The 22,469-nt window shown below is 59.0% G+C and carries 21 protein-coding genes, 4 tRNA genes and 1 pseudogene; 8 read left to right on the plus strand and 18 right to left on the minus strand.

The genetic code is table 11. The annotated features are described in order from the left end of the window. Positions 1-10 precede the first annotated feature (10 nt). The 14 genes from LRP59_RS06090 to LRP59_RS06155 form a co-directional block, all read right to left on the minus strand. Positions 11-724: a MerR family transcriptional regulator gene (locus LRP59_RS06090; RefSeq protein WP_002513631.1), complete on the minus strand. Its 714-nt coding sequence runs from the start codon at positions 722-724 to the stop codon at positions 11-13. After that, a complete protein-coding gene (locus tag LRP59_RS06095; protein ID WP_002513632.1) occupies positions 724-1,302 on the minus strand; it encodes an FHA domain-containing protein in 579 nt (192 codons plus the stop codon). The genes LRP59_RS06090 and LRP59_RS06095 overlap by 1 nt, the downstream gene beginning before the upstream one ends. After that, positions 1,299-1,703 carry a glycine cleavage system protein H gene (locus tag LRP59_RS06100; protein ID WP_002521662.1) on the minus strand — a complete coding sequence of 135 codons (405 nt, stop codon included), beginning with the start codon at positions 1,701-1,703 and terminating at the stop codon, positions 1,299-1,301. The genes LRP59_RS06095 and LRP59_RS06100 overlap by 4 nt, the downstream gene beginning before the upstream one ends. Before the next feature lie 64 nt (positions 1,704-1,767). Then, positions 1,768-2,520, minus strand: coding sequence for a DUF881 domain-containing protein (locus LRP59_RS06105; RefSeq protein WP_002513634.1), 753 nt, complete (start codon positions 2,518-2,520; stop codon positions 1,768-1,770). Next, complete coding sequence (locus LRP59_RS06110) at positions 2,513-2,845, minus strand: small basic family protein (RefSeq protein ID WP_002513635.1); 333 nt, start codon at positions 2,843-2,845, stop codon at positions 2,513-2,515. The genes LRP59_RS06105 and LRP59_RS06110 overlap by 8 nt, the downstream gene beginning before the upstream one ends. A 42-nt stretch (positions 2,846-2,887) precedes the next feature. After that, positions 2,888-3,631: a DUF881 domain-containing protein gene (locus LRP59_RS06115; protein ID WP_002521663.1), complete on the minus strand. Its 744-nt coding sequence runs from the start codon at positions 3,629-3,631 to the stop codon at positions 2,888-2,890. Positions 3,632-3,651: 20 nt separating this feature from the next. Next, the gene (locus LRP59_RS06120; protein ID WP_002521664.1) at positions 3,652-4,311 is read right to left on the minus strand and encodes a CDP-alcohol phosphatidyltransferase family protein; all 660 of its coding nucleotides are present in this window, start codon (positions 4,309-4,311) and stop codon (positions 3,652-3,654) included. 39 nt (positions 4,312-4,350) lie between these two features. After that, the gene (pgsA, locus tag LRP59_RS06125; RefSeq protein WP_002513638.1) at positions 4,351-4,974 is read right to left on the minus strand and encodes a phosphatidylinositol phosphate synthase; all 624 of its coding nucleotides are present in this window, start codon (positions 4,972-4,974) and stop codon (positions 4,351-4,353) included. Beyond that, positions 4,967-5,527 carry an HIT domain-containing protein gene (locus LRP59_RS06130; protein ID WP_002513639.1) on the minus strand — a complete coding sequence of 187 codons (561 nt, stop codon included), beginning with the start codon at positions 5,525-5,527 and terminating at the stop codon, positions 4,967-4,969. Before LRP59_RS06130 ends, pgsA begins: the two co-directional genes overlap by 8 nt. Beyond that, on the minus strand, positions 5,520-7,589 hold the full coding sequence (gene thrS / locus LRP59_RS06135; RefSeq protein WP_252236830.1) for a threonine--tRNA ligase: 2,070 nt from the start codon (positions 7,587-7,589) through the stop codon (positions 5,520-5,522). The genes LRP59_RS06130 and thrS overlap by 8 nt, the downstream gene beginning before the upstream one ends. A gap of 73 nt (positions 7,590-7,662) precedes the next feature. Beyond that, positions 7,663-8,295 (minus strand): response regulator transcription factor, encoded by a 633-nt coding sequence (locus LRP59_RS06140; protein ID WP_002513641.1) that lies wholly within the window; start codon positions 8,293-8,295, stop codon positions 7,663-7,665. Beyond that, a complete protein-coding gene (locus LRP59_RS06145; protein ID WP_032499614.1) occupies positions 8,292-9,512 on the minus strand; it encodes a sensor histidine kinase in 1,221 nt (406 codons plus the stop codon). Before LRP59_RS06145 ends, LRP59_RS06140 begins: the two co-directional genes overlap by 4 nt. Positions 9,513-9,780: 268 nt before the next feature. Next, complete coding sequence (locus tag LRP59_RS06150) at positions 9,781-10,842, minus strand: NAD(P)-dependent alcohol dehydrogenase (protein WP_002513644.1); 1,062 nt, start codon at positions 10,840-10,842, stop codon at positions 9,781-9,783. Positions 10,843-11,021: 179 nt separating this feature from the next. Further along, a tRNA-Val gene (locus LRP59_RS06155) sits at positions 11,022-11,093 on the minus strand. Between the two features lie 378 nt (positions 11,094-11,471). On the opposite strand from LRP59_RS06155, the gene LRP59_RS06160 reads away from it, so the two are divergent. From LRP59_RS06160 to LRP59_RS06170, 3 genes are all read left to right on the plus strand, one after another. Beyond that, a tRNA-Gly gene (locus LRP59_RS06160) sits at positions 11,472-11,544 on the plus strand. A 28-nt stretch (positions 11,545-11,572) separates the two neighbouring features. After that, positions 11,573-11,643: transfer RNA gene (locus LRP59_RS06165), tRNA-Cys, on the plus strand. 1 nt (position 11,644) lies between these two features. Continuing rightward, a tRNA-Val gene (locus tag LRP59_RS06170) sits at positions 11,645-11,716 on the plus strand. A 110-nt stretch (positions 11,717-11,826) separates the two neighbouring features. On the opposite strand, the pseudogene LRP59_RS06175 reads toward LRP59_RS06170, so the two are convergent. The 3 genes and pseudogenes from LRP59_RS06175 to LRP59_RS06190 all read right to left on the minus strand — a co-directional run bounded on the left by LRP59_RS06175 (position 11,827) and on the right by LRP59_RS06190 (position 15,913). Then, positions 11,827-12,682: pseudogene (locus LRP59_RS06175) on the minus strand (PPK2 family polyphosphate kinase). A gap of 395 nt (positions 12,683-13,077) precedes the next feature. After that, complete coding sequence (locus LRP59_RS06185) at positions 13,078-14,532, minus strand: amino acid permease (protein WP_148378348.1); 1,455 nt, start codon at positions 14,530-14,532, stop codon at positions 13,078-13,080. Positions 14,533-14,536: 4 nt separating this feature from the next. Beyond that, positions 14,537-15,913, minus strand: a complete 1,377-nt coding sequence (locus tag LRP59_RS06190) for a tryptophanase (RefSeq protein ID WP_002513648.1) — start codon at positions 15,911-15,913, stop codon at positions 14,537-14,539. A gap of 220 nt (positions 15,914-16,133) precedes the next feature. On the opposite strand from LRP59_RS06190, the gene LRP59_RS06195 reads away from it, so the two are divergent. The 5 genes from LRP59_RS06195 (at position 16,134) to LRP59_RS06215 (ending at position 20,400) form a co-directional block, all read left to right on the plus strand. Further along, positions 16,134-16,802, plus strand: a complete 669-nt coding sequence (locus LRP59_RS06195) for a transcriptional regulator (RefSeq protein WP_002521670.1) — start codon at positions 16,134-16,136, stop codon at positions 16,800-16,802. A gap of 263 nt (positions 16,803-17,065) precedes the next feature. Next, complete coding sequence (locus tag LRP59_RS06200; protein ID WP_002513650.1) at positions 17,066-17,824, plus strand: sirohydrochlorin chelatase; 759 nt, start codon at positions 17,066-17,068, stop codon at positions 17,822-17,824. Between the two features lie 206 nt (positions 17,825-18,030). Further along, on the plus strand, positions 18,031-18,477 hold the full coding sequence (gene msrB / locus LRP59_RS06205) for a peptide-methionine (R)-S-oxide reductase MsrB (RefSeq protein WP_002513651.1): 447 nt from the start codon (positions 18,031-18,033) through the stop codon (positions 18,475-18,477). Positions 18,478-18,595: 118 nt separating this feature from the next. Further along, the gene (locus LRP59_RS06210) at positions 18,596-19,165 is read left to right on the plus strand and encodes a DUF3000 domain-containing protein (protein ID WP_002513652.1); all 570 of its coding nucleotides are present in this window, start codon (positions 18,596-18,598) and stop codon (positions 19,163-19,165) included. After that, positions 19,162-20,400, plus strand: a complete 1,239-nt coding sequence (locus LRP59_RS06215; protein ID WP_002513653.1) for an HRDC domain-containing protein — start codon at positions 19,162-19,164, stop codon at positions 20,398-20,400. Before LRP59_RS06210 ends, LRP59_RS06215 begins: the two co-directional genes overlap by 4 nt. 15 nt (positions 20,401-20,415) lie before the next feature. Here LRP59_RS06215 and dxs read toward each other — a convergent pair whose 3' ends face one another. Continuing rightward, positions 20,416-22,290 (minus strand): 1-deoxy-D-xylulose-5-phosphate synthase, encoded by a 1,875-nt coding sequence (gene dxs, locus LRP59_RS06220; RefSeq protein WP_032504780.1) that lies wholly within the window; start codon positions 22,288-22,290, stop codon positions 20,416-20,418. Between the last annotated feature and the right edge of the window lie 179 nt (positions 22,291-22,469).

The following is a 22,469-nucleotide window of genomic DNA, read 5'->3' on the forward strand; positions in this document are numbered from 1 at the left end:
CCCATGTCGATCAGTTACCCGACCAATGTTCCAACATGTCGTAGACCATGGCGGTATGAGCGTGCATCATTACCTTGGTCGTCTCAGCAGCAATCTTTGAAGCCTGCTCGGGATGCCGCGCGTGTGGGATAAGGGCCTGTTCTATAAGTCCGGCTTCATGCTCCGCAGCCTGCCTGATGGCACGCATGTGACGAGTATCCATGCCGTAAGCCGCCAATCGACGTGCTGCGACACAGATAACGAGAGCCTCTTGACCGAAGTACGAGGCTCCCCGCTTGGGTCGTACCAGCTGGTGACGCTCAAGCTCCATGAGCATGGCCTCAGTAATGCCAGAGGCACGGATGAGTTCACGTCGGTTCATCCGGATAGGGCCACGGGTCCGGACAATTCCTTGACCTGTCGGCTGAGGCTGAGGATCAGGAGTCCCCTCGTTCTCAGTGGGCAAAGGAGGCGCCTCGGAAACCGGGGGCTCCTCGCCTCGGTCCATCATTTCCAAGTGGTCCCTGATGACCCGCAATGGTTGGAAGTGGTCGCGCTGGCAGGTCAGGATATACCGCAATCTCTCGACGTCAGAATCGGAGTACTTGCGGTATCCCGATGGTGCCCTCTCAGGGGACAACAGGCCCTCGGACTCTAGAAATCGGATCTTGGAAATGCTCAGATCGGGAAAATCCGGTTTGAGAGTCTTCATGACCTGTCCGATAGTGCGGACAGACCTTGGCATCAGACGCGACCGGCCCCACTCGTCCCCGATGCCGTACCACCGGTGTGGTAGGTCATCCGGAACTTTCCGATCTGCACCTCGTCGCCATCGCGTAGGACCGCCGACCCATCGACAAGAGTGCGATTGACGTAAGTACCATTGAGGCTGCCTTGGTCCTCAATGACCATTCGGCCATCTTGACGAATGAACTTCACATGGTGACGAGACACCGTGATGTCGTCAAGGAAGATGTCGGAATGCGTAGAACGCCCTGCCGTCGTCTCGTCCTGGTCCAGCAGAAATTGGGCGCCGAGATTCGGGCCACGTCGCACAATCAGCATGGCGTTCTCAGCAGGAAGATCGGCGATGTCCTGCAAGACGCCGGCTGGAAGATCCACATTGGGAGAGGTTTCTTCAGCCACCGTTGGTTCGGTAATGGTCGGGATCACGCCAGTGTTGTCCCCCGGTGTGTCAATGGGCACCCCAAGACGGGTCCCACATCGGGAGCAGAAGTTTGCGCCATCCTCACTGACGTGGCCGCACATGGGGCACTTATTCATGTTCGCGTCCTCGCTCTCGGGGGTCTCCGGAGTAGTCATTTTAGGGGTACCTCCCCCACGCTCGCGAGGTATTCGTCAGGGTCAAGCAACTCGTCCAACTGCTCGGGGTCTGACAGTCTCACGTCGAAGAGCCATCCGTCCCCCCACGGGTCCGCCTCAACCTGGTCAGCGTCAATCGACGGGTTCACCGCAACAACCTCTCCGGCTACTGGCGAAATAATCTCCCAGGTACGCGCGGAAAACTCCACGTCTCCACAGGAATCCCCGGAAACGACCTCCTCACCGCCATCGGGAAGAGACACTGATTCCACCGGTCCAAAATGGTCCAGGAGGACTGACGTGACTCCGAGTCGCACCCGGCTACCGTTGCCGGGCCTAATCCACAGGTGATCCGAGGTGCACAATACATCATCGGGAATCTCGGTCATCACCACCTCCATGACACGGGCGACGTAAAAATCTTTGTACTCGCAGAGTACCGCGCCAAGAGCATTGATGCCTGCCTCATCTCACCGGTGTGGCGTGGGTCATCGGTTGTGGACGGGCCACCGCCGTAATAGTGAGATCGCGCGAGGTCGTGACCTCGACACTGGCACCTACCTTGTCCGATTCCATCTGGGAAACCAAACCACCACGGAACTTCGCTCCCTCTTTGAGAGCGTGTGGTTGGCCAATAATCGTCAAAGTGTACGGGCGGGTGACGGTCGTACCGCTGACTTGCAGGCCGTCTGGGCTTGCCGCAAACCATGTATCAGCAACGATACGCACCTTGTTATTGAGAACCATGGCTTCGGCCCCGGCATCACGCATCTCTTCAACGGCATCAAGCACCATATCTGAAGTAACCTTGTCCTCAGGATCATCAATGGTGATCTTGATACCGGGTCCGTGGACGGGGATCGTGCCAGCCAAGATTTTCATCCGAATGAGCCGTTCTTCAGCTTCTTGCCGAGCCACCTTGCGCGAATCAGCACCCGACTGGAGGTCTCTTGTCGTAGCGCGTAGATCAGCGATCTCAGAATCAAGTTGGCGTGACGAATCCGATAACGAATCCAACATCGTCACCAGGTCGGCCCGACTCATCGTCGAGTAGGCGTCCTGATCGTGCCGGGATCGTACTTGAGTGACGACCATGAATGAGCACAAGCACAAGATGATGGCGACGAGGATCTGGCCAGTAGACACCGAGGCCAGATCCTTGCCCATCTTGCGCCAGTGATTCTCGGCCCACTCCCGTCGATCGTGATGTTCAGGCATGAAGCACCTCACGCCGGATGGCGGCAGCATTAGTAAAGATGCGGATGCCTAAGACGACGACGACAGCGGTCGACAGTTGCGACCCCACGCCAATCTGGTCTCCTACCCAAACGATGAGAGCCGCAATGGCAACGTTGGACAAGAATGAGACGACAAAGACACGATCCGAGAAGGTATGGGCTAAATAGGCACGCACCGCACCAAAGATGGCGTCCAGAGCAGCGACGATCATGATCGGCAGATACGGCTGCAAACCGGGAGGTAGGGTCGGGTTAACCACGATACCGATAATGATCCCGACCACCAGGCCGATGAGCGCAATCATGGGTGTCCTTCCTATGTGCCATTGCCGTTCATCGTCTCATTGTCAACGATGAGGGCTCGCGTGACTCACCGATGCCTTCGATCCTGGAACTAAGACCCGATCCTTCGTCGTTACTTGGTAGGTGATTGACGAATTGTCCCTGAGATAGGTCATCCAACGGCCGCCAGGTGTATCTGCCAACTCGGCCGGCAGCTTTTGCGGTGAGCCAATAGCTTCGACAACGTACGGGCGAGACAGCGAAACGTAGTCCACCGTGATCGCCGATCCAGCAGAGCGAATCGCAGTGCGAGGTCCAATACGGTGTCCGTTGATGGCTACCGCTTCCGCCCCAGACTGCCACACCGCATTGACTAGCTTCCGCATATCCTTATCGCCAAGTTCATCGGCAGGAGCAGCATTCGCGTCATCAAGGACGATACGCACCCCTGGACCCGCCATCGGAATCATCGCGGAGTCTTGACCAGCCTCATCGTTGTGTGGCGTAGCCTCCGCAGCCTTCATGGCATTAACAGACGCACGAAGCTTCGCCAATTCGGCGTGCTGGGCCGACTCGTGGGCCTGAGCTAATTGCACATGGGCGACAAGATTTTTGCGTTCCCGCGCGTCTAGGGGAGCCCGCGCAACGGTCGACCGCCACGCGATACCAATGAGCACGCCCGTCACCAGAAGCAACACCACCGCTATTACCCCGACTGGGCGGCGAGAGGTGGCGCCAGGGTTCCGATCGTGGTGTTCCTGGTAGCCCTGGTCCAAAGCCTGCCCGCGAACCTCCCTCAGCAAGTCCATTGACGCATCTGGACGCTGCTTCACGAATACTCACCCCGCGAACTGATGCGTGGCAGCGTCCGAACGATGCGGATGGTCTGAACTAGGTAGAGGAAGAAAGCCCACCAGTAGAGACCTGTCCCCCATACCGCGAAGGCCCATCCCAGCACCCTACACGCTGTCCATCCACCGGTACCGAAGTGCCCAAGTAACACCAGAGGGAAGGAGTACAGCAGGCAAAAGGTCGCTGCTTTTCCGACGAAGTGCACCGGCAGAGATGTAAATCCACGTGTACGCAGAGCTGGCATGAGACAGGTCATACACACGTCACGAGCGATAAGGAGAATCACCAGCCACAACGGAATTACGTCACGTAGAGTCAAGGCAATAACGGTTGCAAAGATGTAGAGACGGTCGGCAACCGGATCGAGCATCTGCCCAATGCGGGACACTTGGTGCCAGCGGCGGGCTATCCGGCCGTCAAGCCAATCCGTCAGGCCTGCCACGGCAAGCACTGCGACTGCCCAACCGTCTGCGCGCGGCCCTAAAGCCAACCACAGGAAAATGGGTACACCGATGAGTCGGATGACCGACAGGACATTAGGAACCGTCCAGAACCGGTCGGTATCCCACGAATTGGCCTCGGAAACTTCATTAGGCGGCAAGGTGCGCGTCACGACATCCACCCTAGTCATCGGCATCCCTCAGCCGGGAGCCCGGCCACCCTGTGAAGTCCCTTCTCACGACTCACACGCCCGACGCACCGCCACCATCCGTTGGACGACGGTGATTGCTCCTGCCAGCGTCAGGTAGCACAACGCAATTGGCAGCGCTACCACGCACCAGTGTGGGAAGGCTCCTACTCTGGCAAGCCCGGTGATCTCGATGGCCACCAGGCTCACTAGTAGGCGGTCCGCACGAGTCGCAATACCCACCTTAGCCTCCAGGGCGAGAGACTCAGCCTTGGCACGCACATAAGAGGTCGCCATACCGAAGACCAACGCCGCGCAAGCCATCGCTGTCCAGAGCACGCTGTTCCCCGGTCCTGCGAAGTACAAGGCCACTCCGGTAAAGATCGCGGCGTCACCGAAGCGGTCCAGGGTAGAGTCCAGGAAGGATCCCCATTGGGAGTGACGACCCAGTTTGCGAGCCATGTTGCCGTCAAGCGAATCGGAGAAGATAAACAGAGTAACCAACCATGGCCCCTGCCACAGCCAGCCCTGCGGGAAGCAGATAAGCGCCATCAGCACGGCGCCAATGGTTCCGATCCAGGTGACCACGTCGGGGGTGACATGGGCTCTCAGCAAGGCGTCGGCAATGGGATTCATGACCTTGGCCCAGCCAGCACGGAAGTGCTCAAGCATGACCCACCCACGCATCGGCAAGCATCTGGCGCCCATCGCCGAGCAATTGCGGTACAGCACGGACCCCGGCAACGATGGGCAGAAAGTTGGTATCCCCGGTCCACCGCGGGATGACGTGTTGATGCAGGTGCGCGGCAACCCCGGCGCCACCGGATGCCCCCTGATTGATGCCTACGTTGAACCCTTGTGGACGGGAAACCTCCTGAAGGGTCCGGATGGCATTCTGGGTGAGCTGGGCCATCTCGACGACTTCGTCTTGGGTTGCATCGACGTACCCAGCAACGTGGCGGTAAGGGCACACCAGCATGTGCCCAGGTCCGTAGGGATAAAGGTTCATGATGACGTAGCAGTGCTCGCCACGGTGGACGATGAGGGCGTCCTCGTCGCTACGCTGCGGGGCACTACAGAAGGGACAACCATCCTCCGGCCGGTCACCTCGAGGCTTATTTTCACCAGAGATATACGCCATCCGATACGGGGTCCAGAACCTCCTGAAGGGGTCCGGAACCCCGACCAGGTCCTCGGCGAACTCGAGACGGTAATCCTCAGTCATCAACGACTCCGCGCAGCGTCTCGACGGTCGGATCGTCGTTGCGGTGCCGACTGTCCCAAGCTGTAATGATCCGCACAGCCTCGTCCAGGACGACGCCATTGATCTGAGAGCCATCACGCAGCCGGAAGGATACGGCACCAGCCTCGGCATCCTCACCGCCCGCGATGAGGATGAAAGGCACCTTGTCTTTAGAGGCGTTGCGGATCTTCTTGCCAAACCGGTCCGAGGACAGGTCCGTCTCGACCCGAATCCCGTGGGAACCCAACACTTCTGCGAACCCGGTGACGTAGTCGTTAAAGGCCTCAGCCACCGGCACCAAGCGCACTTGGACCGGAGAGAGCCAGACCGGGAAAGCACCGGCGTAGTGCTCGGTGAGCACACCAATAAACCTCTCGACACTACCCAACTTGGCTGAGTGCAGCATGATCGGACGCTGATGGGTGCCGTCAGCAGCCGCGTATTCCAAGTCGAACCGCTCAGGCTGGTTAAAGTCATACTGAATCGTCGACATCTGCCAGGTACGCCCGATGGCATCCCTAACCTGCACCGAGACCTTCGGGCCATAGAAAGCCGCACCACCCGGATCAGGGACCAACTGCAAGCCAGTGCTACGGCACACCTGGTCGAGGGTGTCGGTGGCGACCTGCCAGTCCTCATCGGAACCGATGAACTTCTCCTCTTTCGCGCTGTCGCTCTCACGAGTAGACAGCTCGAGGTAAAAGTCGTTGAGGCCAAAATCGGCCAGGATCGACAGGAAAAACTCGATCTGCTTCTTGATTTCGCCGGGGGCTTGTTCACGGGTGCAGTAAGTATGGGAGTCGTCCTGGGCAAAGCCCCGCATACGGGTCAGTCCATGCACGACGCCCGACTTCTCGTAGCGATAGTCGTGGCCCATCTCGAAAAACCGCAACGGCAACTCACGGTACGACCGGCCCCGTGACCGGAATATGAGGTTATGCATCGGGCAATTCATAGCCTTGAGGTAATACTCCTGACCGGCTCGAGTGACGTTGCCCTCCTCATCTCGCTCCTCGTCGACAAGCATCGGCGGGAACATAGTGCCGGCGTAGTAGGGCAAGTGACCCGAGGTGTGGAACAGCCCTCCCTTAGTGATCTCCGGAGTGTGGACGAAGTTGAACCCAGCCTCCATGTGACGAGCGATGACGTGTTCTTCGATGAGGTGACGCAGCATCGCGCCCTTAGGGTGGAACACTACCAGGCCCGGGCCGATTTCCTCAGGGAAGGAGAACAGATCGAGCTCAGCTCCCAGCTTGCGGTGGTCGCGACGCTCGGCCTCCTTGATCCGCTGTTGGTAGGCCGCCAAGTCCTCACGGCTGGCCCAGGCTGTTCCGTAGATGCGCTGCAACTGGTCGTTGGCCTGGTCACCCTTCCAGTACGCGGCCGAGAACTTTGTCAGGGCGAAGGCATTGGCCAGGTACTTGGTCGAGGGCACATGGGGGCCGCGGCACAGATCCTTCCATGCCACCTCGCCATTGCGACGCACATTGTCGTAGATCGTCAGCTCGCCACCGCCGACTTCGACTGAGGCGCCCTCAGCACCCTTACCCTTGGTGCCAATGAGCTCCAACTTGTAAGGCTGGTCGGCCAGCTCCTCGCGGGCGGACTCCTCAGTGGTGACCCGACACACGAAGCGCTGATTCTCTTTGACGATCCGCTTCATTCGCTTTTCAAGCTCAGAAAGAACCTCGGGGGTGACGGGCTCAATATTGCCGAAGTCATAGTAGAACCCGTCGGTAATGAACGGACCAATACCCAAGTTCACCTCGGGGTATAGCTGCTGGACGGCCTGAGCCATGACGTGGGTGGCCGAGTGCCGGATGATGTTGAGCCCATCCTCGCTGGTGGCCTCAACCGGCTCCACCTCGGCGCCGTCATGGAGTTCACGCTGCAGATCGACGAGGTTGCCGTCAACCCGCATGGCAACAACGGCACGGTCGGAGCCGAAGAGATCCAGTCCGGTGGTCGTAGTGTCCACCTGCTGGGTCCTGGAGGTACCGGAACGGTGCAGGGTGATGCTGATGGACACGATTGACTTCCTCACTCGATTACAGTCCGACTGGTGCCGGACACTGTCTAATCATGCCGTACCCGGTGAAGTTGATTCGACCCCCGGGTCAACGAATGAAACCAATGTCTCGAGCTTTGGCGACAGCTGCACTTCGAGAGGTGACGCCAAGTTTGGTGTAGATATGCGACAGATGCGTCTTGACAGTAGCTTCTGACACCACGAGAAACTCCGCAATCTGTGCATTCGATAGTCCCTGCGCAGAAGCCTCCAAGACATCAAACTCGCGGGCTGTCAGCGAGGTTCGTGGCGAGCGCATACGAACCATGAGGCGGGTAGCGACGGCAGGGGCCAGGGCTCCTTCGCCTCGTGCAGACCGGTGGATAGCCGACAGCAGGTCCTCAGCGGGGGCGTCCTTGAGGAGATAACCTGTCGCTCCGGCCTCTACCGCGGCCAGAATATCCGCATCCGTGTCGTAATTGGTAAGGATGAGGACTTCAGGCGCACTGGGTTGAGACCGAATCTTTCGCGTCACATCAACCCCAGAAGGCGCGTCGGCGTCGCTACTGAACTGCAAATCCAGCAGGACGAGATCGAGGTCAACGGTAGCTGCAGCAGCAAGAGCCTGGGAAGGGGTGGCTGCGGTCGCAACAATCTCAATGTCGGGATCGGTGTCTAGCAATGCCGTAACCCCGGCTCGGACCACCGGATGGTCATCTGCGATGAGGACGCGCACCGTCATGACGATTCTCCTTGGCTGTGGCGATCAATATGCGGTGATGCTGCACGGCAGGGAAGATCGACTTCAACGCGGGTGCCCTCCCCTGGTTTAGAGGTTAAAGAAACCTCGCCCGACGCGGCCTCAATCCGTTGCCGAATAGCTTGCAACCCAAATGCCCCGTCGCGAACAGGCGTGTCCAGATCCATGCCAACCCCATCGTCACTAACTCTCAAGAGCACATGCCCGGGGTTGGGACGCACAATCCGGATCGACGCATGATGGGCGTGGGCGTGACGTACCACATTCGACATCGCTGCCTGGCATAGCCTCAGCAATGCCGTCTGGATCTCCATGGGTAGATCGGACGTATCCGGGCAGTCCACGTCGACGTGCAACCCACCGATTGACCATGTCGTGGCCCCAAGCCGTTCGAGTACCGCGGACAGTCCCTGATGGACGACCGTGGGCGGAGCCAACTCAGCAATGAGACCACGGGTCTCTGAAAGGGCGTCCGAGGAGGCGAGATGGGCGAGTCGAATCTGTTCGATGGCGGGGTGGCCAGGGACCATACGCTCCACCGCAGAAAGCAACAGTCCAATGCTTGACAGAGATTGAGCGACGGTGTCATGGATCTCACGGGCTAATCTGGCTCTCTCCTCCAGTGCACCGGCCTGACGCTGGGAGTCAGCCAACCTCTTTTGTACCGCCAGCAAGTCCACATTGAGACGTTCCAACTCGGCCGCCTGAGCCTGCATGGCCTTGAGAGACAGACCGACGACGACTGCCACTGCGGCACCCGCGACTGGGCCGACGATTCCCCCCACACTCCAGCCACCGGTCAACCCGACCCCAAGCACGATAGCCACCGCTCCGACGACGACCGCAATGCATGCCTGCAGTGGCGGCAGATGATCCAAGTACACGAAGGACAGCGGGATCGTCAGATAGGCGGCATAAGGGAAATCAATAGCCAGCAGGATCGACACAACGACCATGGCCACCACCAAGAACGGGCGCCACATTTCGCGACGGGAACGGCCCATCACGTGGGTCCCCATAAGGGCGGTGTACACCACGATGAGTAAGACCGCCCACATGAGGATTCGCCCCAAACGCGGAGGAGACAACACCAGGGCCATAACCAAAGTAAAGATGACCAGGCCAGCGAACAGCACCTGGATGCCAATCTGCATCCCCACCTCGATATCCACCGCGCGTCCGCGGTGACCGGCGTCCATGCCGCGCCAACGGTGCAGCCCATCCCGGGCAAATGTGGTCGTGTTCATCGGCCCCGAGTGTAGGTCCTGACGTAGGTGTAGCGCTGAGGCCCCTGTGACTCGGATCCGCACGTCGCACAATCCACAAGGCCGACAGATGCCTCTGGCCAGAGTCGACGCATGGCCAAGTCGTACACCGATGCCAAGGTTTCTCGGGAAGGTGGGGCGGACAATAGCCAACCCGTCAGCATCAGTTTCACGCCAGGTCGCGGTGACATCGGCTCATCGCTCATCCAGCTCGGACTGCTCCGAACGTTGCGGTGTCTATAACGAAGCGGAACCTCACATCGCCCGCAACGACCCGGTCATATGCCGCGTCGACCTCGTCAACCCCGATCTTTTCCACCCACGCCCCAAGGTGGTGCTCGGCGCAGAAATCAAGCATTTTTTGGGTCTGGGGGATGCCACCGATATTTGAACCGGCAAGCACCTTGGAACCGTTGATCAGAGAGCCAACCCGCAGTCCAAGTTCCTCAGGTGGGAGACCGACACAAGCCATGACGCCACGCGGCTTGAGTAGCTTAAGGTAAGCCGACACGTCAATCGGAGCACTAGTGGTGTTGAGTATGAAATCGAACTCTCCCCGGCGATCACGGAAGAAGTTGTCGTCGCTGGTAGCAAGGGTCCGCGCGGCCCCGAGCTTTTCGGCGAATTTCGCTTTGCGCAGGCTACGTGAGAGCACCGTAACGTCCGCTCCTTTAGCGGCGGCAATCTGGACTCCCATATGGCCCAGTCCGCCGAGCCCCAGCACGGCTACCTTCTGGCCAGGTCCGACGTTCCACTGGGCGATCGGCGAATAGGTGGTGATGCCGGCGCACAGCAGCGGAGCTGCCGCCACGAAGTCCAGGGAATCGGGAATACGGCAAACAAACCCCTCATTGACGACGACTTTCTGAGAGTAGCCGCCCTGAGTGATAGTTCCGTCGACATCCCGGGAGTTGTAAGTACCGACCGGCCCGTTGAGGCACGCCTGCTCCTCCCCTGCCTCGCACTGCTCACAGTGTCCGCACGAGTTGACCAGACATCCGACGCCTACTCGGTCTCCAGGTTTGTACTTTGTGACCCCGGAACCAATGGCCTCAACGACTCCGGCAATCTCGTGACCGACGGTCAGCGGGAAGTGCGCCTGGCCCCACTCGTTGCGAATGGTGTGAATGTCAGAATGACAGATTCCAGCAGCTTTAATGTCGATGACGACGTCGTCGGGACGCGGGTCTCGTCGTTCAATCTCGACAACTTTGAACGGCTGGTCCGGTCCATCCTTCTGAAGCGCCTTGACGATGATGGGCATGAATGAGCCTCCTTGATCCCTAATGCCGATCTCCTGGCACTGACGTAGCCACAGTATTGCGGATTTGCCTATGACACGGGGCTAACTATGGAATCAGCCCTCCGAGCCGTTCTCCCCAGGGATCACACACACAAGAGGCAACAATGGCTGAGAGTCCTCTCTCCAGCCGACAATGTCGGTGGGCGATGCGGGGTTCGAACCCGCGACCCCTTCGGTGTGAACGAAGTGCGCTACCACTGCGCCAACCGCCCGTTGCTGGTGAAACTATGCCAGAATCAGCACTGCTTGTCCAAGCCGGCGACAACATCGTTACCGGATGGAAACGTTTTGTGATCAGGTAGGGGTGATCGCGAGACCTACTTCAACATCGCAGCATGTGGCGACAGTGAGGATGATCCTCGGCCCATTCTCCGCCCGTCCCTCGTCGGTTGAGCTCATCGATCAGAAACCCGCAACACGCCGGTAGACAACAGTGATGAAATTTAACCTGACTAGGAGAAACGCCAGGTTTCAAGGCGAGATGCCCACGTCGATTTGCATTGCCTGCAAAACATCCTCTAGAGTTCTTTCTCGTCGCCCAGCAGGAACGACAAGGTGCGAAAGCTCCTCAAAGGCCCGCTGGATAGCATGCGGACGTGGCTCAGTTGGTAGAGCATCACCTTGCCAAGGTGAGGGTCGCGGGTTCGAGTCCCGTCGTCCGCTCGGAGAGGTCTTTCGGACCTATCCACGTGGTGGAGTGGCCGAGAGGCGAGGCAACGGACTGCAAATCCGTGTACACGGGTTCAAATCCCGTCTCCACCTCGGGCGGTTGGCGCAGTGGTAGCGCGCTTCCCTGACACGGAAGAGGTCGCCAGTTCAAACCTGGCATCGCCCACAAAGCAGGGTTGGCCGACGACAAGTTGGCCAACCTTTTTGCCATTCCCACCCACTTGAGCACCACTCCAACCGGCCGCTTGCCGAACTCTCAATTCAGACCCCACCCATTCAAGCCTGCTCAAGACGCCTCTTTTCAGCCTCGACATCGAAATTGGCGGGTGGCCAAGTGAGCTTCATCGACCGCATCGTCTCCAGCAGTATCCGTCCCATTGCCCAGTTGCGATACCACTTATGGTCCGACGGGATGATGTACCAGGGTGCGATGTCGGGGTTACAGCGGCTCAGCAGTTCGTTGTACGCCTCGATGTATTCCGCCCATTTAGACCGGGTATCAAGATCGCCCGGATCATACTTCCAGTACTTAGCAGGGTCATTGAGGCGGGCCGCCAGCCGTTCCTTCTGAACGCCCGGTGAGATATGCAGGAAGCATTTGATGATGTTGGTGCCTCGGGCGACCAGGTTCATCTCGAAATCGTTGATGAGGTCGTAACGCTTTCTCCACACCTCCTCCTCGACAAGATTCTCAACGCGAGGGACCAGGACATCCTCATAATGGGAGCGATCAAACACACCAAGCATTCCTGGCTCCGGCAGAGCCTTCTTGACGCGCCAAAGGAAGTCATGTCTGAGTTCCTCCTGCGTCGGGGCTTTGAAACCGTGATGGTTGATGCCTTGCGGGTCGACCATCGCGACAACATGTCGTACCACTCCACCTTTGCCGGCAGTGTCCAGCCCCTGCAACACGATCAGCACCCGACGGGCGTGGTCAGGGTTGTTGCGTCCGCGGGCGAAAAGTCTCTCTTAAAGCTCCGACAACTCCTCAGCCATCGGCTGGAACTGCTCGAGCGTCTCCCTTTTGCCTCCAGGAGCTTGCGGAGTGGCGTCGGTATTAATGCTGTTGACGTCAACGGGAGCTTGTGGGCAGCGCAACACGTCGGACAACTGTGGGGAAGTCGTCGGCCATCGATCTCATCCTTCCTCGATCACTGTCCCCATCCTGCCGCTATCGCGGCCCAGCAAGCCCGGAAACACCGACAAGACGATCACTATTTCTTGACATTTCACTGAACACAGAACGCGCGACACACGCTACCGGGGGGAGAGAGCTGAACCGCAAACACATCACAGTACTCGACGTACAACCACGACCGGTACTAACGGCCAACCAGTGGCGCGAACGTTTAACCAACGTGGAGCACCACTGAGCTGGACCGTCCCGTTGCGATGAACCATGTCAGGGGTGCACGGACAAAACCTGCGTGCACAGCCCGGATCAATAACCCATATGGGGAATCGCGCCGGGCCCGCACGCGCTCTAGACTCTGTTCTCCCCGCTACCGGGGCAGTACGCTCGTCCCCTCAGGCATGATGGCGTCGCACCAGGCGGGACACATCATAACCCACCCACAGCAACGCCAACCAGACGGGACCAACAATGAGTGCCACTCGGTAGCTCGGCATCATCGCCATGATGACCACCACGAGCGCCAGAAAAACCAACACCACGTAACTGGTGACGGGATTACCCGGCATCCGAAATTCCAACGCTGCGACACCTTCAGGACCGATCCTTCGCCGAAACTTTAGGTTGGTGATGATGATCATCGTCCAATTGATGACCCCAGAGATCAAGGCGATCGAGATGATGTACAAAAACACCTTTCCGGGAATCAAGTACGTCAGCAGCACCGCCGTTGCCGTCACCACCGAGGAGGCGAGCATTCCCACCCACGGCGCCCCCAGCCGATTCGTCTTCCAGAAGATCCGGGGAGCGTTGTGCTGAGCGGCCAAGCTGTAAAGCATCCGCCCGTTGGAGTATAGGCCCGAGTTGTAGGCCGACATGGAAGCGGTAAGCACCACAACATTGAGGATATTCGCCGCGCCTGCGACTCCGATTTTGTCGAAGATCGTCACGAAGGGGCTGCCTGCCTTGCCGATCTGGTCCCATGGAAAAAGACACAGCATGACCGAAATTGCACCGACGTAGAAGATGAGGATCCGATACACGACTTGATTGATCGCTCGCGGAATAGACCGACGCGGATCGTCAGCCTCCCCTGCCGTAATCCCGATGAGCTCGACCCCTCCAAAGCTGAACATCACCACGACAAAACCGCACAGCATTCCGCTGATGCCGGTTGGAAAGAATCCTCCGTGTCGCCACAGGTTACCTATCCCGGTCGGAGGGCCACCACCTAGGCCAGTTGCAATGATAAGGAGACCCAGCACGATCATCGCAAGAATCGCGACGACTTTGATGACAGCGAACCAGAACTCGAATTCTCCGTAGGCTCTCACTGCCGTGAGGTTGATAATAGTAATGAGCACGAGAAAGGTCCCTGCGGACAACCACTCAGAAATCTGTGGGAACCAGAAGTTGACGTATTTTCCCACCACCGTAAGCTCAGCCATGGAGACGGCGATGTAGTTAAACCAGTAGTTGTAACCAGAGACGAATCCAGCGCGTGGGCTCCAGTTGCGGTAAGCGTAATAGCTGAAGGCTCCTGAAGTTGGGTGCTCAACGCTCATCTCCCCCAAGGCTCGCATAATGAGAAAGATCACAGCTCCGCCGATCAGATAGCACACCATGATGGCGGGCCCCGCCTGCTCGATAGATTCAGCCGCGCCATAGAACAAGCCCGTTCCGATCGCCCCGCCCAGGGCGATAAGCTGAATGTGCCGGTTCTTCAGCCCCCGTTGAAGTCCTTGCTCCTGCTCCGTTCCACTCGGCGCTCCGGATCCCGCCGCACCGAAGCGTGACGGTACGGCGGGGCACCCAGCGGCCGGGGAAGAGCCTCCCAGCCGGGTGGACATCTCATCACCGAATTGGTTCAAGTCGACTTGTGAAATGGCGCAGGACCGGAGGCTCCCATGTAATGCGGTATCCGGGTACTGTTTCAGGCTCCCGGGCAATCTTGATAACGGCCTCGGCGATGACGTCCATGTGAGACTGGGTGTAGACCCGTCGCGGCACTGCTAGCCGAGTGAACTCGAAGGGCGCTTGTTGCTCCTCATGGGTGACGGGGTCCCGGTCCATAAGGTAAGAACCGATGTCGCAGGATCGAATTCCTGCATCCAAGTACAGTTGGTTAGCCAGCGCGTGCCCTGGGTACTGTTTCCACGCCAAATGCGGCAGCATGCGACCGGCGTCAATGAACACTGCATGACCGCCAACAGGGCTCTGGAAGGGTACGCCAGCCTCCTCGAGCTGGTCGCCAAGGTATTGGATTTGACCGACACGATACCGCTGCCAGTCCATGTCGAGTCCCTCCTCGAGGCCAACGGCCAGCGCTTCCAAGTCGCGACCTGCCAATCCCCCGTAAGTGAGGTAGCCCTCAAAGGAGATGACGTTACTCTTGACCTTCTCAGCTAGTTCGCCATCTTCGCGGACTCCGAGTAAGCCACCCATGTTGACGATGGCGTCCTTCTTTGCGCTCATGACGAACATGTCGCCGTAGCGGAACATCTCCGCGACGATATCGCGTAACGAGCGGTCCTGACATCCCTCCTCGCGCTCATGGATGAAATAGGCATTCTCGGCATAGCGAGCAGCGTCAAGACAGACTGGAATTGCGTGCTTGTGAGCCACCTCGTAGGTCTCCCGCATGTTCTGCAGAGAAACCGGCTGACCACCGACCGAGTTGTTGGTCACGGTCATGACGATCGCAGCAATGTCGTCTCCGTGCTCAGCAATGAGTTTCTCCAGGCCCGCGACATCCATGTTGCCCTTGAACGGGGCTACTTTGGCCGAATCCAAACCCTCCGAGCAGACATTGTCGACCGGACGCCCACCGGCAAGGCCGACGTGGGCGCGTGTGGTGTCGAAGAAGGTGTTCGCCACCACGAGCTGGCCGGGTCGAGAGACCAATAGCGGCATGAGCACTTTTTCCGCAGCACGGCCTTGATGCACCGGCTGAATGTAGCTGTAACCAAAGATACTGCCAGCGACGTCCATGAGGTGCATATAACTGCGCCCACCGGAGTACGCCTCGTCACCGCGCATCACGGCCGCCCACTGGGCATCACTCATCGCGCCGGTACCGGAATCAGTGAGCAGGTCGATGTAGACGGACTCGGCGGGTAGGCCGAACATGTTGTAGTGTGCCCGTGTGAGGATGTTGGCGCGCTCCTCCCGGGAGGTCATCGCAATCGGTTCGACCATCTTGATCTTGAACGGTTCGGGGATGTACTTCATTGCACACTCCTTTGTGGGCCTGTAATACCTGCTGAACGAATGTTGACCAATTTCCGTTGATTCCCTCAACGGATTTTGCAATCTTCTCACCTCGCACCATACGTGTCAACGGTTTGTTGAACTTGATCACGTATCCGAGTACCACCGCGCCACATCCCCGGCTGCCCATCCTCACCTCGGAGACCCTATGAATCACATGTCAAGAGCTTCTCGAGAAGCGATGATCACCGCACTAGCCGGTCTCGTCGATCCTCTCAAACGGTCCCTCATCGGCAGCAGCGAAGTCGTACTGCACGACCTGTCGAAAATGCCCAACAGCATCGTGGCCATCTCTGGTCACCTCACCAGTCGTAACATCGGTGACCCCGCAACCGAAGCGCTACTGCGCGCATGGCGCGAAGGAACTATGCAGACCCGGATCGGTTACGAAAGCACGTCCCCCGAGGGGCGGGCCCTGCGCTCTTCCACCATCCTCATCGAGGACGCTGACGGCCCGTTCGCCGCCTTGTGCACAAACACCGATGTCTCTGTCTGGCAGGGAGTCCATGACATGACCGCCGCGATCCTGCACGGCGGGCCTTGGCCTGGGGAGACCCCGGCCCCCCAGATTCCCCGCCACCAAGACCCGCCACGTGACATCAAACAGGTAGCGGCCGGGTTGATGCGCGAAGCAATTGATCAGGTTGGCGTGCCGGTCAGCCTCATGCGTAAAGATCACAAGCTCCGCGTAGTCGACGAACTGCGCCGTCGCGGCTTCTTTCTGCTCAAAGACAGCATCGAGGCGACTGCGAACAGACTGAAGGTCTCGCGGTTCACCGTCTACAATTACCTCAACGAGCTTGAGGAACGCGGTGACGCCGATACCGACGACAGCGGTAAATCCGCCTGACGAGCCGAGGTAGACGACAGAGGTCGCAGGTTCAAACCTGAAGTCGCCCACATTGATCAGCAACAAGGCGATCTACCTTTTGTCACCCCAGACCCGACCAGCGTGGTAACTGGAAATCCTCCCATCCGTCCTCAACAGCCGTCGATGACGTGCACACCGGTTCACAGCGATATTTCAGGCAAATTGAAAGCGTCACTTCGATAGGCTGAATGCGAAATGGGGGATTTGTCACCCTCAGGGACCGGAAGGAAGGGAGCAGTCCGATGGCAGCGCCAGTACTCGATCTCGTCCTCCCAGCCTTGTCCGAAACCTCCGCCAATCTCATCGGCCAGAGGTTGCGCCAGCGGATGTCACACCTCCATCCCCACATCGAATCTACGGTGAGCTTCGTCCCAGCTGTCGGGCAGTACAAGGCACCTCGGATCAAGCTTTCCTGGCGTGAACTGGTCCTGGTACCCATCAATGCCACCCACCTGCACTCCAATCCCCCACAAGTTGTCCAACACGCCGCAGAATTGCGTCGCAGCCACCCGGACCTTGCCATCAAGGTGGCCCGCCCCACCGGACCAGCACCGGTCCTCCTCAACCTCGTCGATACGCGATTGCGTCTGGCAGCTCATCGCGTCCATGCCCAGGAGCTGGACTCACTCGTATTGTCTTCCCCTGATGGCGGCGATTTACGTGGCTCGGCAATGCTGTCCAGGCTGACCCGGCTGTGGTCCCAGCACCATCACCTTCCGGTCCGCATCGCCACCAATCGTGGTGGGGCTACTGCGGTCGAGGAGGTCGTCGCCCGCCTGCGACAGGAGGGGCGCCGTCATATCGCAGTGGGAAGCCTGTGGATTTGCGACGACGAGAATTTCCGCATTCATACTCGCCAGGCTTTGCATGCCGGTGCCGAGGTTGTTGCCGCACCGTTGGGAGACGACCCAGTACTTTCCTCACTCGCCTTCGAACGCTACTGCTCGGCAGCAATGGGGCTGGTCCCACAACCCACCGACAACCCCACCCCACCCACCTGAGCTCCACTCCAACTGACCGCCTGGTGAGCTCCTGACCCAAGCGCCGTAGCACGTCGGACAACTGGGGAAGGTCGTCGGCCATGCGTCTCATCCTTCCTCGATTACTACTTCCCGGTCTCGCCGCAATCCGGTAACTCAGGAATGCCGACAAGTTCCTCGCCGTTTCACTGAACACGGAACACGCGGCGCACGCCATCGGAGGAAATATGGACTACGAAGACACCACGACATACGACCTACAGCCTCACCTCGTGCTCACCCCTGAACAGTGGCACGAGCGTCTAAGCGACGAGGAATACTACGTGTTGCGCGAAGCGGGGACCGAGGCTCCCTTTGTCGGCGAATACACCGATACCACCACCGAGGGCGTGTATCGCTGCCGCGCATGTGGAGCCGAGTTGTTCCGCTCTACCCAGAAGTTTCACTCCAGCTGTGGTTGGCCATCTTTCTATGCACCGCTGGCTGAGGACCGGGTGCGGTACCTCAACGACGAATCTCTTCCTGGTCGCCCACGCACCGAAGTGAGGTGTGCCCAGTGTGATTCCCACCTCGGCCACGTGTTTGCAGGCGAGGGTTTCGACACCCCCACTGACTTGAGGTATTGCATTAACTCCATCTGTTTGGACCTGGTACCAACCGACGAAACCACGTGATGGTACCGCGGTTGCATACCGAAACCCTCAACCTCAACCGCATAGATCCACAGCACGCGGCGCGTCGAGAGGGCGCCGCAGGTGTCAGCCCCCATAGCCTGAAAGGGTGATTCGGCAGATGTATCCCGTGGTTTTTGACGAGTTGCGTTCCCGGATCCTCGGCTATTCGTGGTCTGACAAGCTCGAGGTCCATGAGATCCCCGCTCCTACCCGCATCTCGCCGTTCTCGGTAGCACTTGAAGGTTCGGTCGCGATCAGGGGAGACGAGCTCGGCAGTGGGCGTCTCATCCTGTTGCACGATCCTTCCGGTTCTGAAGCCTGGCAAGGCACCAGCCGTTTCGTCGCCATGATCCGAGCCGATGTTGATCCGTCAATGGCTTCTGATCCGCTAGTGGGCCGCGTCGCGTGGTCATGGCTTACGGATTCTTTGGAGTCTCACCACGCCGTCTACCATGCCGAAGCCGGTACCGTCACCTCAGTTGTGAGCCGGCCCTTCGGACAGCTCGCTGCAGACCCTGAGTCCAACCACATCGAGCTGCGTGCCTCGTGGACACCGACTTTCTCAACCGCCGAAGACGTCGATTCCCATTTGGGATCATGGAGTGACCTCTGCCTGCTCTCCTGCGGGGTCTCTCCCATTCCCGACGACATTGCCGCCATCTCTCCCCGACGGGCCGAATTCGCGTGAGCGACCTCCCTATCCTTGCTGAACCTCGCGAGGGAGTGCCGCCGATCGTCAACACTCCCGACAGTCTCAGACACACCTGTCGGGCCCTCAGTAACGGGCACGGTCCGATCGCGATCGACACTGAACGAGCCCACGGGTTCCGCTATAGCCCCCGGGCTTGTCTCATCCAGCTACGCCGAGACGGATCGAGCACACACCTCGTCGATCCCCTCGCTCTCGGTGGAGCCGTCGGCCTCAAGCCTCTCGCCAAGGCGCTGGCTGGAACCCAGTGGATTCTTCACGCCGCCACGCAGGACATGCCCTGCCTTGCCATGGACGGCCTGCGTCCTGATGACCTCTTCGACACTGAACTGGCAGGTCGTCTTCTCAACCTGCCGAAGGTCAGCCTGGGCCCGATGGTCGAGCATTACTGCGGAGTGACCCTACTTAAGGAGCACTCCGCCTCTGATTGGTCGCGTCGGCCCCTCCCCCGCGATTGGCAGGTGTACGCGGCCCTTGACGTCGAACTCCTCAACGACCTCAGGGAAAAGATCCTTAGCGATCTTCATGAAGCTGGAAAAGAAGAATGGGCTCGTCAGGAATTCGCCCATCTTGTCGAAATAGCAGCGGACTTGCCGAGCGAGGAACCAGGAGTCGATCCGAAGCGCTGGCGCAAGATTAGCCATATCGGTGATATTCGCAGTCGGGCTGGACTGCAAGTAGCGCACGATCTGTGGCTAGCGCGAGAGAACCTCGCCCATGACCTCGATATTATGCCCGGACGTCTGCTCCATGACGAGGCCTTAGTCGCCGCGGCTCGTCACTGCGACCGCACCGGCAACGTTGACGTCGAAACAGTTCTTGCCATCAGGGGATTCCATCGAGGACGAGCGAAAAAGTACCGCCAAGCCTGGGCTGAGGCCATCAACCACGCACGAAGCGTGTCACCGGCGAAGTATCCGCCATTGCGGGAGCCATCCTCAGGCATCCCTCACCCCCGGTCGTGGGAGCGCCATCATCCGGAGGAGGCCACACGATGGGCAGCCGTAAGGCCAGCCGTCAACGACGTGGCCGCCGACCATGACGTCCCACCCGAAAACCTCTGCACCCCAACGTGGCTGAGACATTTTGCATGGCAACCGCCTGAGGATTGTTCAGTCGAGGGGGTTGACGTTTTCTTGGAGGGGCTCGGCGCACGGCCGTGGCAACGGGAGATTCTCGCGAGGCCGCTAAGCGAGGTTATGGCCACGCTGTGAATCCCGGCATCCCCTTCACGAGCACTCACCATCAAGTTGGGCAACCAGTTGGCTGACGGCATCAGCGATACCTCGAGAATCTAAACCAAGCTCAGCTATGATCGCCGAACGCGAGTCGTGATCGAGGTAGCGCTGCGAAATGCCGAGGCTACGTATTGGTCGCCACATACCCCGCTGCGACAACACATCAGCCAGATGAGATCCGAGCCCGGAAACGACTAGCCCGTCTTCAACACTGACAACTGCGCGAGCTCTTGCAGCCTCCTCAATAAGCCCGCCACACACGGGGAGGGACCACCTGGGGCTGACGACGCGAACCGGGAAGTCGAGTTGATCTACTGCGGCGAGAGCCTCTGCACAAAGCTGACCGTGGGCGACGAGAAGAATCCCATCCTCAGGACCATCACACAACACGTCGAGACCGTCATGAGAGGTCACAATGCGGATGTCGTCAGGTATGGGGTCCTTGGAATACCGGATGACTGTAGGACGGTCGTCAATGTCGACGGCTTCATTGAACACGGACACGAGGTGCTGACGGTCACGTGGGGCCGACAGCATCAGACCAGGAACAATCCCGCACATAGCCATATCCCACATACCGTTGTGAGATGCGCCGTCAGTACCTGTGATACCAGCCCGATCCAGCACGATAGTCACACCCGCATGGTGCAACCCGGCATCCATAAGGAGCTGGTCAAAAGCACGATTGAGGAAGGTCGAGTAGAGAGCCACAACGGGGTGTAACCCTGCGGCGGCCATGCCAGCAGCAGATGTCACCGCATGCTGCTCGGCGATACCGACATCGAGAACCCGATCCGGGTGTCGGGCTGCGAACGGTGCGAGACCGACGGGGTGAAGCATGGCGGCGGTCACCCCGACAATATCGGGGCGCCTCTCCCCCAACTCAACCATGGCGCCAGCAAAAACCTGGGTCCACGAAGCACCGCCGGAAGCCTTAAGAGATGCACCAGTGACTGGGTCAATCCTTCCGACAGCGTGAAAATGATCCTCCTCATTAGCCTCAGCAGCAGCAAATCCCTTGCCCTTGGTCGTCATCACATGGACGATGACGGGATGCCCATAGCGCTTAGCAAGCTCGAGGGCTCGTTCGACAGAGGGGACATCGTGGCCGTCAACCGGGCCGAGGTACTTGATACCCAAATCGGAGAAAATCCCATTGCCGATGAGGGCGTCTTTAACACCGGCCTTAGCGGCATGCATGAGACCGAAAACCTGCTTGCCGAGTGGCTTGTCGGTGACATGCCGCTTCATCCGGTCGAGAGCTTCCTCGTAGTGAGGATCAGTGCGGATAATGGCAAGTTGGTTCGCCAACCCCCCCACTGTCGGGGTGTAGGAACGGCCATTGTCGTTAACGACAATGACTAGACGAAGGCCCTGCTGGTCGGCGATGGAGTTCAGCGCCTCCCATGCCATTCCGCCCGTCAACGCTCCGTCACCAATGACGGCGACGACGGTGCGATCCTCACCCTGAGAAAGAAATCCCTTGGCCATGCCCTCGGCCCAAGACAACGAGGCCGAAGCGTGGGAGTTTTCCACCCAATCATGGACAGATTCCGCGCGACTGGGATACCCGGAAAGTCCTCCACGCTGGCGCAGCTTCTCAAAACCGTTCGCGCGCCCGGTAAGGATCTTATGGACGTAGCTCTGGTGACCGGTGTCAAAGATGATGGGGTCGTGGGGTGAGTCGAACACCCGGTGCAAGGCGATCGTCAACTCAACGACGCCGAGATTCGGCCCGAGGTGACCACCGGTACGCGATACTTTGTCGATAAGAAAGGCACGAATTTCCTCGGCGAGATCCTCGGCCTGCTTAGTGGTGAGTTTCCTCACGTCGTCGGGACAGCCGATGTCGTCGAGAAGAGCCATACGTGGCATCTTAGGACCTACCGCTGTCACACTGTGCCTCCTTAGCGCTCCATTTCGCCTCACGCTCACTATCTCGTCTCCTTCTCAGAGATGGAGTGGGCCCGCGCGGATGGTGCCAAAGACCACCGCGCATAGCTGAGAGTGAGCCGGGCCAAGGTCCTCACCACTACCCCAGAAAC

Source organism: Cutibacterium sp. 37298, assembly GCF_023838685.1.
GTDB classification, from domain to species: domain Bacteria; phylum Actinomycetota; class Actinomycetes; order Propionibacteriales; family Propionibacteriaceae; genus Cutibacterium; species Cutibacterium acnes.